Origin of the sequence: Pseudonocardia acidicola (assembly GCF_012911935.1) — a bacterium.
GTDB classification, from domain to species: Bacteria; Actinomycetota; Actinomycetes; order Mycobacteriales; family Pseudonocardiaceae; genus Pseudonocardia; species Pseudonocardia acidicola.
In genome coordinates, this window is sequence record NZ_JAAXLA010000053.1 from 1 (window position 1) to 13,870 (window position 13,870).

The window sequence follows — 13,870 nt, forward strand, 5'->3', positions numbered from 1 at the left end:
GGCGGGCACGGGGGCGGGAGGTTCCGGACCGGCCGCTGTGGTCGTCCCCTGCCGGCCCGCGCCCAGGACCAGCCCGATGTCGCGGGTGATCTGGTCGTGCAGGAAGGCGAACTCGATCAGGATCGTCGCGACCAGCACCACGAACGAGAGCGCCCACTTCCAGGACCGCCGCGCCACGCTCCGCGCTGCGGCGCGCAGGCGGTCCTCGCGGGGGGCCGCGGGTGCGACGAGCCTGCGGGCCTCGGCCGTGGATGCCGCTGCGATGGGCCGGCCCGGCGGTTGCCGGCCGCCGGCCGCCGCGACGAGCGCCGCCAGTTCGGCCCGCGCCGAGGCGCTCGCGGCACCGGCGCCGCGCAGCAGCGCGGCGATCGGCCCCGCCTCAGCCTCGGGCCGGGCAGCGTCCGCGGTGGCGTGGTCGAGAACGCACAGCAGGTCGGTGGCCCGCTGGTCCGGGTTCGGGAGCGGGCGCCGCGCGGCGAGAGTCAGCTCGGTGAGCACCGCCGCGGCCGCGGTGAGGTCGTCACGGCAGTGTCCGGTGGGTGCCGGGGACCCGTCACCGGGATACCCCGCCCGGCCGGTGAGCCGGCTCCGGCCGTCCGCGCCGACGCGCACGGCGTCGAGACCGAATCCGCCGCCGGCGTCCCCCGTCGCGTGCAGGGACTCCAGGGCGCAGAGCACGTCGGTGGCGATCGCCGCTGCCTGTGCAGGTGTGAGCCGGGTGATCTCGAGCAACCGGAGCAGGTCCACTCCGGTGCCCGGGTCGGTGCTCGGCCGGTCCGGCGCCGCCCGCCACACGAGGTGTGGTCGCGGGTCCGTGGCGGTCGTCGCGGGGCGGGGGCGCTCCTCGACGGCCAGGCCACCCGCCGGGGCGGCCACGACGGCCACCTCCTCCGTCTCCGCCGGTCCGGTGCGGCACAGCCAGGGCCATCGCACGTGCCCCCCTGCGCCGGGCCCCCGTGGCCGTCCGAATCCCGGCTTCGCCATCGCGCCACCTCAGTGGATAACCGTCTTCTCCCCGGGCCGCGTCGCGTGGCATCCACGTCCGAGACCCCTGCACCGGATCGAGTTCTGCGTGGCCGCGGACAGCTAGGTCGGCGAGGGATCGCGCGCGCAGGAGTACCTGGTCAGAGCCGGGAGCGGGTCCGGACGCCCCCAGGTCCGGCGATGTGCCCCCAACCCGCCCATGGCGTCCCCCTCACGTCGGTGAGAGCGCAATTCCACTACGGATGTGCCCGGGCCGAACGGGTCCAACGTCCCCAATCCGTGCGCGAACAGCCGCTAGCGACATGGTGTGGCACAGAACGATGGCGCCCGGTCCGGCGTCAGGGTCGCCGGACCGGGCGAGCCGGTGCGGGATGGGCCGGCGCGCACCGGCTCGGGGCGGGGCCGCGGCCCGTCCGGAGGGCCCGGCCCGGGCGGAGGGGGCCCGTCGCGAAGGGACCCGGCCCCGATGCCGGGGGAGAAGCGGACGGCAGCGGGGCCACCCGCTGCCGCCCGTTCCGGGTCAGCGGACGACGACCTGGATGGCGGCCTGGACCGCCTGCAGGATCGGTTCCGGCCGGGCCGCGACCGGCACGCCGGCGACGAACAGGCTGGGGGTGCCTGCGACCCCGCGCTCGACGGCCCGCTCGGTCACGTAGGGCGGCCAGGGCAGATAGACGCCGTTGCGGATGGTCTCGGCGAACGCCGGGTCGGTGATCCCGGCCATTGCGCCGAGCGCGATCAACTCGTCGTCGGACAGGCCGGGACCGCCCTCGGGGGGCTGGTTGTCGAACAGGACGCGGGCGTACTCGCGGTACCGCCCGGCGTCGGAGGCCGCGCCGGAGGCCGCCGCGGCGCGCGTCGAGTACCCGGTGGTGGAGACCGCGTCCAGGAAGTTCATCGGGTGGTAGACCAGGCTGATCAGCCGGTTGGACAGCAGGGTGTCGAGCGTGGAGCCGGCCATCATCTCGAACTGGCGGCAGAACGGGCAGCCGAAGTCGATGTAGGCGTCGACGGGGACCGGGCCGTTGCCGACCACCACGCCGTCACCGGAGGGCGTCGCGCCGCGCGGAAGGGGTATCGACGGCACCACGCTGCCACCGGGCGCGGTGCTCGCCAGACCCAGAACGGGCAACGCCAGCAGCCAGATCCAGGGCCCGCGCCGCCGGGCCTGCGTTCCGCGGAGCTCGTTTCCTGCCATCTCACCCTCCGTCGTCCTCTTCCGGTGAACGGGTACGGACGCCGCCCGACAACGACGGCGGAACGCCGATGCTCCCGGCCGCGACGGTCGCTGCGCCTCGGTCCACCGGTGCCAGAAGCGTTGCGGGAGTTCGTCATCGGGGGTCGGCAGCTCCGGCCGGCCCGTTCACGACGTGAGTCGGGTGCGCGCGGCTCAGCCCTCCCCGCCGTGCTCGCGGGCTGCCGAGGTGGGGATCCTGCGCTGCACCGCACCCCCCATGGTCGCCGACGACCCGGCTGTGCGGCCCGCGGGCGCCCGCGCCGGCCCGAGCGGGGTGCCGCGGGTCAGCTGCCTTCCGCAGCCTCCTCGAGAAGGCTGCGGAACTCGCCGGGCAGCTGGCCCATCGCCTGGGTGAACGCGTCCTCCGGGACGGCGTCGCGCAATGTGGTGAGCACCCCGCGGACGCCGTCGTGCACCTCCTGCTCGTTCAGCCGGGTGCGGTCCATGACCTGCTGCTTGATGTCGAGCAGCCCCTTGCGCTTGGACGGCCGCCCGCGCCCGCTCTTCAACGAGTCCGCCAGCTGGTCGGGCAGGAGCATCGCGAGGTCGTCGACCTCACCCGGGCTCATCCGCGCGGCGATGGCCTGCATCGTCGCCCGGCTCAGGTCGGCGGCCTCCTCCCGCGACAGGCCCGTGCGTTCGGCCACCGTCCGGTAGAACTCGCGGTCGTCCATGTCGCCTCCTCGTCGCCCCCGTGGCCCGCTGAGTTACCCCAGGTGTACCAGGGAAAACGGCGGGCGGTTCGGCGCTGCCGATCGGCCGGTTCAGGGTGCCGCGGGCATCGGCTCCGGGTCGTCGGGCAGCGCGAGGCTGAGTCGTGGGGTGGCGCGGTGGCCGAGGAAGACCGGCCGGTTGGCGTGCCCGAACAGCAGTGGCAGCAGCTCGGTGGCCCGCACGGCGCCGTACCAGCCCGCACGGGCCGGTGTTTCGCCGAACGCGGTGACGCCGTCGGGGCGCACCGCCGGGCCGGCGACGACCAGCGGGGTGGGGTCACCGGTGTGCAGCACCCCGTCGACCGAGGGGGTGGCGTGATCCCCGGTGACGGCGACGACGGCGTGGTCGGCCAGCTCGGCGAGCCCGGCCAGGCCGGTGTCGGCGGCCTCCAGGACCTCCCGCTTGGCGAACGGCTGCTTGGTGTGCCCGGCCTCGTCGGTCGCCTTGGTGTGCACGTGCACGAACCGGGCGCCGGAGCCGATCAGCTCCCGGGCGACGACCAGTCGCGCGGCCAGGTCGGCCGACACGTCCGGGTCGGGGGGCAGGTGCCGCTGCGCCATGCCCAGGATCCCGGCCAGCCCGCGGTAGAGCCGGGTGCTGGTGACGGCGGCCCCGGCCACCCCGGTCTGCTCGACGAAGTCCGGGATGGGCCGGCGTGTCCCGGACCACTTGGTGGTCAGCACGTCCAGCGCGGGCGCGCCGCGCCCGGCCCGGGCCGCGTTGACCTCGCTGGCGCACAGCGCGGCACGCACGTCGAGCAGCAGCGCGGTGAGCGCCTCGGCGGTCGCCGCGCCCGCGGGTCCGGTCGGGCGCACCCGCAGCCAGGGATGGAAGTCCTCGAAGAACGGGTCGGAGTCGGTGACCTCGCCGGAGGTGTGCCCGGGCAGGACCAGCAGGGCCTCGCCGCGGCCGCCCAGCGGGCGCAGCGTCGCGCCGTGCCGGGTGAGCACGGGTTCGAGTTCGGCGAGCAGCGCGGTCGCGTCCGCCTCGTCGCCGCGGCCGACCCGGCCGGTGATCCACACCCGGCCGGCGTCGACCCGCGAGGTGCGCAGAGCCGCGTGCGCCATCGCGACGCCGTACTCGACGTCGAGCCCGGCGCCGATCGCCTCCAGCACCGCGCGCCCGGGGAAGGCGACGTCGGCGAAACCGAACATCGCCCAGTGCGCCAGCTCCGAGGCCGGCGCCCGGCCCCAGCCGAAAGGCAGGTGCCAGCCGGAGGCGCCGCGCCGGGCCAGCGCGTCCAGCACCGGGGTGTGCGCGGCCTCGGCCGGGGTGCGGCCGCCGAGCTGCGGCACCGGCCGGTCGCCGAGGCCGTCGAGGACGACCAGCACCACCGGCAGCCGGTCGTCGTCGAGGCGGGGCTGGGTCTCGCCATGGCCGGGGGGTCTCACGTGCGTTGCTCCATCGGGGTCTCGGCGAGCAGCTCGGCCAGCACGGGGACGGTCGCCGCCGGGACCGCGTCCCGCCAGTCGCCGCCCGTGGCCAGCAGCCGGCGGATGTCGGTCGCGGACACCTTGGTGCCGGGATCGCCGTCGAGCACGGTGACCGGGTAGCCGGCGTCGGCGAACCAGCCGGCCTTCCGCCGCTCCCAGGCGCTGTAGGCCCGCACGAAGTGCCGCGCGTGCAGCGGGACGTACTGCGGCCACAGCTGCGGCCGGGTCAGGTCGAACGGCACCACGGTCACCCGGGGCGCCCAGCCGGCCGCGGTCACCGCGGCCCCGAGCAGCAGTGCCCGCTCGTAGTAGGTGAACGGGTTGGCCGCGGCGGTGTGCCGGTGGGCCGACGTCGGCTCCGGGTGCCGGGCCCCGGTGTCCGGGTTCGTGATCGCCACGATCAGGCGGTCGCACCGGCCCAGCGCGATCTCGAACAGCTGCAGGTGCTGGTCGTGGACCGGCTGGAACCGACCGGTGACGCAGCCGAGCGCGGTCACCGGGCGACCGCGATCGTGCCGGGCGCGCCGTCGACCAGCTCGCCGACCACCGCGGCCGCGGTGTCGCCGTGCTCGTGCAGCCGGGCGACGACGCCGGCGGCCCGGGCCGGGGGCACGGCGAGTAGCAGGCCGCCGGAGGTCTGGGCGTCGGCGAGCAGCACCTGTTCGGCGCGGCCCAGGCCGGCCGGGTCGAACCAGCCCGCGGCCAGGGCGGCGTCCAGCGTGCGGACCGACCCGTCGGGCGCGCAGCCCGCGGCGAGCAGGCCGGCCACTCCGGGCAGCCGGGGCACGGCGCCCGGGTCGATGCGGGCGGCGAGCCCGGCGGCCAGCGTCATCTCGTGCAGGTGCCCGATCAGCCCGTAGCCGGTCACGTCGGTGCCGCCGCGCAGGCCCGCCTCCCGCGCGACCGCAGCAGCGTCGGCGTTCAGCCTGGTCATCGACGCGACGGCGGCCTCGACGAGCTCCGCCGGTGCCTGCCCGCGCTTCACCGCGGTGCCCACGACGCCGACGCCGAGCGGCTTGGTCAGCACCAGCGCGTCGCCGGCGGCGCCGCCGCCCTTGCGCAGCACCGCCCGCGGGTCGACCTCGCCGATCGCGACCAGCCCGTACTTGGGCACCGGGTCGACGATGCTGTGCCCGCCGACCAGCAGCGCCCCGGCCGCCGCGACGGCCTGCGCACCGCCGCGCAGCACCGCAGCCAGCAGATCGCCGCCCAGTTCGGCGGGCCAGCCGAGCAGGTTCAGCGTGAGCAGCGGTCGCCCGCCCATGGCGTACACGTCGGACAGTGCGTTGGCCGCGGCGATCCGGCCCCAGGCCCGGGCGTCGTCGACGACGGGGGTGAGGAAGTCGCAGGTGATCACCCATGCGCGGGTCTCGTCGATCGCGTAGACCGCGGCGTCGTCGGCCGGGTCGAGGCCCACCCGCAGCGCCGGGTCCCGGACCGGCCCGGCGCCGCCGGCGCCGAGCACCCCGGTGCCGCGCACGGTGGCCAGGACGTCGGCCAGCAGCGACTGCGGCAGCTTGCACGCGCAGCCGCCACCCGTGGAGTACCGGGTGAGCCGCGGTGTGCCGGTCGGCCCGGTCATCGCGACGCCGGATCCCCCCGGAGCAGCCCGCGGGCGATGGCGTTGCGCTGGATCTCCACCGTGCCCGCGGGGATCCGCAGGTTGCGTGCGACCCGGAACAGCTTCTCCTCCGGTGAGCCCTGCAGCAGCCCGGTGGCGCCGTGCACCTGCACCGCGTTGTCCGCGACCCGGTAGAACGCCTCGTCGTTGATCACCTTGACCAGGCTGATCAATCGCGGTGCGTCGCGGTGCAGCGGGATGTCGAACGGGCCGAGCACGTCCAGTTCGGCCTGCGCGACCAGCGATGCCGACCGCGCCGCGTAGATGTCGGCGTCCATGTCGGCGAGCAGGTGCTGCACCGCCTGCAGATCGGCGATCGGACGCCCGCCCGAGGTCCGCGTGCGGGCCCGGTCCAGCGCCCGGTCGAGCAGCCAGTGGCCCCACCCGGCGCACATCCCGCCGCGGCACAGCCGCCGCCAGTTGATCCAGGACATGGCCAGCGCGAAACCGTCACCGATCTCGCCGACCACGTTCTCGGCCGGAACCCGCACCTCGTCGAACCCGAGCTCGCCGGTCAGCCCGTCGGCCATCATCGTCGGAATGTCCCGGCCCCGGCTGAACCCGGGCGCGTCGGCGTCGACGAGGAACATCGACAGCGACCGGGTGCCCGCGCCCGGTTCGGTGACCGCGACGACCTGCACGAAGTCGGCGAAGTGCGCGTTGGTTATCCACGCCTTGCGCCCGTTGACGATCCAGTCGGCGCCGTCGCGGCGGGCGTGGGTGCTCATCGCCAGCACGTCGGTCCCCACACCCGGCTCGGTGTTGGCGAACGCGGCGGTCACCTCACCGGCCAGTAGCGGATCGAGGTAGCGCCCCCGGGCGGCGTCGGAGACGTGCTCGATGGCCGGGTTCGCGCCCTCGGTCCAGGCCAGCGCGGCGAGCCCGAGGCCCAACCCGGCGTTGCGGTAGACGAACTCCTCCACGTGCTGCATCTCGACCCGGCTGAACCCGCCGCCGCCCAGCTCGGCGCGGATGTGCGGGTTGTACAGCCCGGCGGCGGCCGAGCGGCGCTGCACCTCGCGGCGGGCCTCCCAGACCTCCGGGTGCATCCGGCCGGCGTCGTCGAGCTTCGGTTGCCACGGGGTGCCGACGCCGCGGCGCGCCAGATCCTGCTCCAGCGGGGCGACCTCGGTCTCGAGGAATTTCGCGAACCGGTCGGTGTAGTCGGTGACGCGCGCGGTGGGGGCGATGCCGCCCGGGCCGCCCGGTCCGTTCGTGCTGCCGTTCTGGTCGGTCATCTCTGCTTCCGTGTCTCGTTCCGCGTCGTCAGGGTGCTGAGGTAGGTGTCCAGTTGCGCCTCGGCGTCCTCGCCGAGGGAGCGCAGCCGCCCGGTCTTGGTCATCAGCAGCAGCCCGAACACCCAGGTCGCTGCGGAGACCGCGAGATGGTGGGCGTGCTCGGGTTCGGCGAGGCCGTCGTCGGCCAGGCAGCCGGCGATGTGATCCATGACCCGGTCCAGCAGGCCGTTGAGCTCCCGGTTGAGCTCCGGGGTCAGCCCGACCGGCCGGGCACCGCCGTAGAGGTAGAAGCCGAGCTCGAAGTCCGAGCGGCGGCTGTCGTAGAACGTCCACAGCCCGCGCAGCGCCGCGGCCGCCCGGTCGGCCGTCGCCGCCGCGGTGGCCGCGACGACCTCGTCGTGCAGGGCGTCGAGGGAGTCGCGCAGCACGTCGGCGTAGAGCTCCTCCTTGGTCGCGAAGTAGGTGTAGATCGCGCCCGTCGTGTAGCCGGCGGCCTTCGCGATCTCCCGCACCGACGCCCCGCCGATGCCCTTCTCGGAGAAGATCCGCTTCGCCGCGTCGCGGATCAGCCGGCGCTTGAACAGTCGGACCGACTCCTGCCGGTCCGGTTCGACCTCCACCCGTTCACCTCGCATAACAACGTTCACTGGACTGAACGCCGTTATCCTGCCGTCGCCGGGTGGTGTCGTCAAGCCGGTCCGGGAAGGGGAGTGCGGTGTCGATCCCGAGCCGCGTGCGGACCGGGGCTCTCCGGCGGCGGCTGCGCCGACGGGGACGCCCGGTGGCCGATGCGGGCCCAGGCCCGCCGGGTGCGGATCAGGAGCGGCGGACGGCCTGCTCGACCAGGTCCAGCACGCCGTCCAGCTCGTCGGCCGGCAGACCCATCGTCAGGTGGGAGACGAGCCCCTCCAGCATGAGCTCGAGGTACTGGGCGAGCACCGGCACCGGCACGTCGTCGCGCAGCGCGCCCGCGGCGGCCTGCCGCTCCAGCCGGGTGCGGGTGGCGGCCGTCAGCTCGGCGGAGTGCGCCTGCCAGCGCTCCCGGAACTCCGGGTCGGTGCGCAGCCGGCGGGAGACCTCCAGCCGGGTGCCGAGCCAGCTGAGGTCGTCGGCGTCGGTGCCGTTCCCGGCGCCCACCAGCAGCTCGCGCATCACCTGGACCAGGCCCTGTCTGGCGACCACGTCGGCCATCCGGCGCGCGTCCTGCTCGGCGAGAGCCAGGAACAGCGCCTCCTTGTCCCGGAAGTAGTGGAAGATCGCACCGCGGGACAGCCCGGTGGTCTGCTCGAGCCGCCGGACCGTGGCGCCCTCGTAGCCGTAGCGGGCGAAGCAGGTCCGTGCGCCGTCGAGTATCTGCTGACGCCGCGCGGCGAGCTGATCGGTACTGACCCGGGGCATCCGGTCAGTATCCCGTACGTACGGATTGCTGACGGCGCGGCCGGGTCCGAGGTGCGGCGGGCGGAGGTGCGCCGGCGAGCGATCGGTCAAGACCTGCGATTGTCGGGGGCCGAGGGTAGCGTTTCCCGACGTGGCGCAGGACGCGGGGATCATGCCGACGGCCCGGGGCCCCCTGGGCGCGCCGGTCGTGGTGACGGCGGACGACGGCTCGGGGCCGGACACCCTGCACACCTGCGCCGAGGCCGAGGCGTACGTCGCGTCGGTCTGCTTCAAGCACGGGCCCCCGCGGCTGGCGGGCGTCGAACTCGAGTGGGTCCTGCACCGCTTCGACGCCCCGGCCGCGCCGGTCGACCTCTCGGTGCTCATCGCCGCCCTCGGCCCGCACACCCCGACCGCCCTCGATCCCGCCTCTCCCGCTCTCCCGCTTCCCGCCGGCTCCACCGTCACCATCGAGCCGGGCGGCCAGGTCGAGCTCGCCAGCCCCCCGCTGGCCGGCCTCGCCCCCCTCGTGCAGGCCGTCGAGACCGACATCGACGAGCTGCACCGCCTGCTCGCGGCGTACGGTCTGCGCCCCCAGCCCCGGGCGGCCGATCCCATCCGCCCGCCGCTGCGGGTCCTCGACCTCCCGCGCTACCGCGCGATGGAGCAGGCCTTCGACCGGATCGGCCCGTACGGCCGCACCGGCATGTGCGCCACCGCCGCGGTCCAGGTGTGCCTGGACGCGGGGGAGGGCCCCGACGTCGCCACCCGCTGGGCGGTCCTGCACGCACTCGGGCCGGTGCTGCTGGCCGCGTTCGCGAACTCGCCGGTGCTGCACGGGCGCCGCACCGGGTGGAAGTCCTCCCGGATGGCCACCTGGCTCTCGCTCGACCCGGCGCGGACCGCGCCGCCCACCTCCACCGACGGCGACCCGGCCGCGGCCTGGGCCGCGCGGGTGGTGCAGTCGCCGTTGTTGTGCGTGCGGCGCGACGGCCCGTGGGACGTCCCGGAGCGGGTCACCTTCGCCGACTGGGTGCACGGTGCCCTGCCCCGGCCGCCGACCACCGCCGACCTCGACTACCACATCTCCACGCTGTTTCCGCCGGTCCGCCCGCACGGCCACCTCGAGGTGCGCTACGTCGACGGGCAGGCCGGCCGCGAGTGGGCGCTGCCCACGGCGGTACTGGTCGCCCTGCTCTGCGACCCGTTCGCCGTGGATCGCGCGCTGGAGGCCTGCGAACCCGCGCGGGACCGCTGGATCTCCGCAGCACGGCACGGCCTCGCCGACCGGGTGCTGGCCCGGGCCGCGGGCACCGTGTTCGAGCTGGCCTGCGCCGCGGCACCCGATGCGGGGGCCTCCGCCGAACTGGTCGCCACGCTGGAGGAGGTCACCGAACGCCGGGTGCTGCGCGGCCGATGTCCGGCCGACGACCCGACCCCGCCCGCCGAGCTGGCCGGCGGCGTGGCGACCGGTCATCCCGTGGACTGGGCCGGCCCCGCCTTCCCTCTCGATCCGACCGACCGACCGGGCACCCCGGAAGGAGACCGATCATGACCGAGACCTCCACCGTTCCCGCACCCGCCGAGCTCGGCGCCGAGGGGCTGCGCGCGCACGTCGCGAGCCTGCTCGAGCGCAGCCGCGCGCGCAGCACCGCGCTCACCGACGCCGTCGACGAGGCCGATCTGGTCGCCCAGCACTCGCCGTTGATGTCGCCGCTGGTCTGGGACCTCGCGCACATCGGCAGCCAGGAGGAACTGTGGCTGGTCCGTGACGCGGGCGGGCACCAGCCGCTGCGCCCGGAGATCGACGGGCTCTACGACGCGTTTCAGCACTCCCGCGCGAGCCGTGTCGATCTGCCGCTGCTGACCCCGCCCGAGACCCGCGCCTACGTCGCCGAGGTCCGGGACAAGGCCCTCGACGCCCTGGAGCGCAGCCCACTCACCGGCCGCCGTCTGGTCGACCGGGCCTTCGCGTTCGGGATGATCGTGCAGCACGAGCAGCAGCACGACGAGACGATGCTGGCCACCCACCAGTTGCGGGCCGGCGCACCGGTACTGCAGGCCGACGCCCCGCCCCCCGCGGCCGCCCCCCGCGGGGCCCGCGAGGTGCTGATCCCGGCCGGCCGGTTCACCCAGGGGACGTCCACCGAGCCGTGGGCGCTGGACAACGAGCGGCCCGCACACCCGGTCGATCTGCCCGCGTTCGTGATCGACGCCTACCCCGTGACCAACGGCGAGTACGCCGAGTTCATCGCCGGCGGTGGCTACGACGACCCGCGCTGGTGGACCGACGCCGGCTGGAAGCACCGCACCGAGGCCGGGCTGGTCGCCCCGCAGTTCTGGGAGCGGGACGCGTCGGGGCAGTGGTGGCGGCGCCGGTTCGGCGTCGTCGAGCCCGTTCCGGCCGACGAGCCGGTGGTACACGTGTGCTTCCACGAGGCCGCGGCCTACGCCGCGTGGGCGGGCAAGCGGCTGCCCACCGAGCCGGAGTGGGAGAAGGCCGCCCGGCACGATCCGGCCACCGGCCGGTCCCGGCGCTACCCCTGGGGCGACGAGGAGCCGACGCCCGCGCACGCCAACCTCGGCCAGCGCTACCTGCAGCCCGCACCGGTCGGGGCCTACCCGCGCGGGGTGTCGGCCCACGGGGTGCACCAGTTGATCGGCGACGTGTGGGAGTGGACGTCATCGGGCTGGGAGCCCTACCCGGGATTCGAGGTGTTCCCCTACCCCGAGTACTCGCAGGTGTTCTTCGGCGGCGACTACCGGGTGCTGCGCGGCGGCTCGTTCGGCACCGATGCGGCCGCCATCCGGGGCACGTTCCGCAACTGGGACCACCCGATCCGCCGGCAGATCTTCTCCGGGTTCCGCTGCGCGCGGGACGCCACCGCAGCCGAGGCCGCGGAGGGCCGGCTGTAGTGCCGGGGATCGCACGTCCGGCCGCCGCCGGGGCCGGGCGCTAGGGGCATGTGCCGGCATCTGGCCTACCTCGGACCGCCGACGACGCTGTCGGCGTTGCTGCTCGACCCTCCCCACGGGTTGGTGCACCAGTCCTACGCCCCGGCGGACATGCGCGGCGGGGGGACGATCAACGCCGACGGGTTCGGCGCCGGTTGGTACCCGGGCCCGGCGGCCGATGCGGTGCGCTACCGCAGCGACAAGCCGATCTGGTCCGACGTCGCGTTCTCCGCGCTGGCCGGCGTCACGAGCAGCACCGCGGTGCTCGCCGCGGTCCGCTCGGCCACCGTCGGCATGCCGGTGACCCCGACGGCCGCCGCGCCGTTCGGGGAGGGGCGCTGGCTGTTCAGCCACAACGGGGTCGTCCGCGGCTGGCCGGACTCGGTGGCCGGCCTCGCCGCGTCGCTGCCGGTCACCGACCTGCTGACGCTCGACGCGCCGACCGATGCCGCGCTGCTCTGGGCGCTGGTGCGGCACCGGCTGCGTGCCGGCGACGAGCCGGGCCGGGTGCTCGCCGAGACCGTGCTCGCCGTCGACGCCGCGGCCCCGGGTTCCCGGCTCAACCTGTTGCTCACCGACGGCGAGCGGATCTGGGCCACGGCCTGGGACCACGCCCTGGCCGTCCGCACCGAACCCGGGGCCGAGGCTGCGGTCACCGTCGCCTCCGAGCCCGTCGATCCACTACCCGGCTGGGCGCACGTGCCCGACCGGCACCTGGTGACGGCCCAGCCGGGCCGCTGCCGGTTCGAAGCGCTCATGACAGAGAAGTCCGAGAAGCCCCGGGGAGTCCGATGAGCACCGCCCTGCTCGACGTCCACCTGACCGGCGCCGACGCCGACGCCGCCCTGCGCGCCGACGCCCGCGCCGGGCTCACCGCCGACCCCAAACAGTTGCCGCCCAAGTGGTTCTACGACGCCCGTGGCAGCGAGCTGTTCGAGAAGATCACCGAGCTGCCGGAGTACTACCCGACCCGGACCGAGCGCGCGCTGCTGCTCGACAGCGTCGGCGAGATCGCCACCGCGTCCGGCGCCCACACCGTGGTCGAGCTGGGTTCGGGGTCGTCGTACAAGACCCGGGTGCTGCTCGACGCGTTCGCGAAGGCCGGAACGCTGCGTCGCTACGTGCCCCAGGACGTCAGCGAGTCGGCGCTGCGCGGCGCGATGGACGCGCTGGAGGAGGAGTATCCGGGTCTGGAACTGCACGGCGTGGTCGGCGACTTCACCCGCGACCTCGGCCGGCTGCCCCGTGGCGGCCGCCGGATGATCGCGTTCCTGGGCGGCACCATCGGCAACCTGCTGCCCGATGAGCGGGCCGCCTTCCTCGCACACGTCCGATCGGTGCTGGAGCCGGGGGAGCAACTGCTGCTGGGCACCGGGCTGGTCATCGACCCGGCGGTCCTGGTGCCGGCCTACGACGACGCCGCCGGGGTGACCGCCGAGTTCAACCGCAACGTGCTGCGGGTGCTCAACCGCGAACTCGGGGCCGACTTCGACGAGGAGGCGTTCGCCCACGTCGCGTTGTGGGACGCCGAGAACGAGTGGATCGAGATGCGGCTGCGTGCCGAGCGGGACATGACGGTGACCGTCGCCGAGCTCGATCTGACGGTGGCGTTTGCGGCGGGGGAGGAGATGCGCACCGAGGTGTCGGCGAAGTTCCGGCCCGACGGGGTGCGCGCGATGCTGGTCGACGCCGGGTTCGAGCTGACCCGGTGGTGGTCGGATCGCGACGGACGCTTCGGGCTGAGCCTGGGCACCGCGCTGTGACCCGGCCCGGCTCCCGGCGTGGCCGGTGAGCCGGGAAGACCGTGGTTCCGGACCGCACGCCCGGACCATTAGCCTGGCGCGCATGGGCACGGACTGGCGCACCGACGGCGTACGCGTCATCCCCGGTGACGCGCTGGACACCAACACCCCGCAGACCCCGGGGATGCACCGCGCCGCCGCGGTGACCCATGGCCGGGTGGGAGCGGAGAAGCTGTGGGCCGGGACGGTCACCATCCACCCCGGCGCCCGGACCGGGGCGCACCACCACGGTGAGCTGGAGAGCGTGATCTACGTGGTGCGCGGCCGGGCCCGGATGCGCTGGGGCGAGAACCTCGAGTTCACCGCGGAGGCGGGACCGGGCGGGTTCATCTTCGTGCCGCCCTACGTGCCGCACCAGGAGATCAACGCCCTCGACGACGAGCCGCTGGAGTGTGTACTCACGCGCAGCGGCCAGGAGCCGATCGTGGTCAACCTCGACATCGACGGCGTCGCCGAGCCCGAGCACGTGCCCTGGGTGGACCCGGCTCATCCCGCGCCCGCCGGCTGAC

14 protein-coding genes are annotated in these 13,870 nt (G+C 74.9%); 5 read left to right on the plus strand and 9 right to left on the minus strand.

What is annotated here, in order from left to right:
- From HF526_RS23645 to HF526_RS23685, 9 genes are all read right to left on the minus strand, one after another.
- Positions 1–876, minus strand: an 876-nt coding sequence (locus HF526_RS23645) for a hypothetical protein (protein ID WP_211177702.1), incomplete at its 3' end; no start/stop codon positions are given.
- A gap of 628 nt (positions 877–1,504) precedes the next feature.
- Entirely contained in the window at positions 1,505–2,182 is a 678-nt protein-coding gene (locus tag HF526_RS23650; RefSeq protein WP_169383761.1) for a DsbA family protein, read from the minus strand.
- A gap of 323 nt (positions 2,183–2,505) precedes the next feature.
- A complete protein-coding gene (locus HF526_RS23655) occupies positions 2,506–2,895 on the minus strand; it encodes a DUF2267 domain-containing protein (protein ID WP_169383762.1) in 390 nt (129 codons plus the stop codon).
- 90 nt (positions 2,896–2,985) lie between these two features.
- Complete coding sequence (locus tag HF526_RS23660; protein WP_169383763.1) at positions 2,986–4,326, minus strand: phosphoglycerate mutase; 1,341 nt, start codon at positions 4,324–4,326, stop codon at positions 2,986–2,988.
- A complete protein-coding gene (locus tag HF526_RS23665; RefSeq protein WP_169383764.1) occupies positions 4,323–4,865 on the minus strand; it encodes a cytidyltransferase in 543 nt (180 codons plus the stop codon). Before HF526_RS23665 ends, HF526_RS23660 begins: the two co-directional genes overlap by 4 nt.
- On the minus strand, positions 4,862–5,950 hold the full coding sequence (gene selD, locus HF526_RS23670; protein WP_169383765.1) for a selenide, water dikinase SelD: 1,089 nt from the start codon (positions 5,948–5,950) through the stop codon (positions 4,862–4,864). Before selD ends, HF526_RS23665 begins: the two co-directional genes overlap by 4 nt.
- Positions 5,947–7,227: an acyl-CoA dehydrogenase family protein gene (locus HF526_RS23675; protein ID WP_169383766.1), complete on the minus strand. Its 1,281-nt coding sequence runs from the start codon at positions 7,225–7,227 to the stop codon at positions 5,947–5,949. Before HF526_RS23675 ends, selD begins: the two co-directional genes overlap by 4 nt.
- Positions 7,224–7,847, minus strand: a complete 624-nt coding sequence (locus HF526_RS23680) for a TetR family transcriptional regulator (RefSeq protein ID WP_169383767.1) — start codon at positions 7,845–7,847, stop codon at positions 7,224–7,226. The genes HF526_RS23675 and HF526_RS23680 overlap by 4 nt, the downstream gene beginning before the upstream one ends.
- Before the next feature lie 196 nt (positions 7,848–8,043).
- Positions 8,044–8,625: a TetR/AcrR family transcriptional regulator gene (locus tag HF526_RS23685; protein ID WP_169383768.1), complete on the minus strand. Its 582-nt coding sequence runs from the start codon at positions 8,623–8,625 to the stop codon at positions 8,044–8,046.
- Positions 8,626–8,755: 130 nt separating this feature from the next.
- Here HF526_RS23685 and egtA point away from each other — a divergent pair, with 130 nt between their 5' ends.
- The 5 genes from egtA to HF526_RS23710 all read left to right on the plus strand — a co-directional run bounded on the left by egtA (position 8,756) and on the right by HF526_RS23710 (position 13,869).
- A complete protein-coding gene (gene egtA, locus HF526_RS23690) occupies positions 8,756–10,159 on the plus strand; it encodes an ergothioneine biosynthesis glutamate--cysteine ligase EgtA (RefSeq protein WP_169383760.1) in 1,404 nt (467 codons plus the stop codon).
- Positions 10,156–11,520 carry an ergothioneine biosynthesis protein EgtB gene (egtB, locus tag HF526_RS23695; RefSeq protein ID WP_169383796.1) on the plus strand — a complete coding sequence of 455 codons (1,365 nt, stop codon included), beginning with the start codon at positions 10,156–10,158 and terminating at the stop codon, positions 11,518–11,520. Before egtA ends, egtB begins: the two co-directional genes overlap by 4 nt.
- Before the next feature lie 48 nt (positions 11,521–11,568).
- Entirely contained in the window at positions 11,569–12,354 is a 786-nt protein-coding gene (gene egtC / locus HF526_RS23700) for an ergothioneine biosynthesis protein EgtC (RefSeq protein ID WP_169383769.1), read from the plus strand.
- Positions 12,351–13,322 carry an L-histidine N(alpha)-methyltransferase gene (gene egtD / locus HF526_RS23705; RefSeq protein WP_169383770.1) on the plus strand — a complete coding sequence of 324 codons (972 nt, stop codon included), beginning with the start codon at positions 12,351–12,353 and terminating at the stop codon, positions 13,320–13,322. Before egtC ends, egtD begins: the two co-directional genes overlap by 4 nt.
- Before the next feature lie 82 nt (positions 13,323–13,404).
- Positions 13,405–13,869: a cupin domain-containing protein gene (locus tag HF526_RS23710; RefSeq protein WP_169383771.1), complete on the plus strand. Its 465-nt coding sequence runs from the start codon at positions 13,405–13,407 to the stop codon at positions 13,867–13,869.
- Position 13,870: the final 1 nt, after the last annotated feature.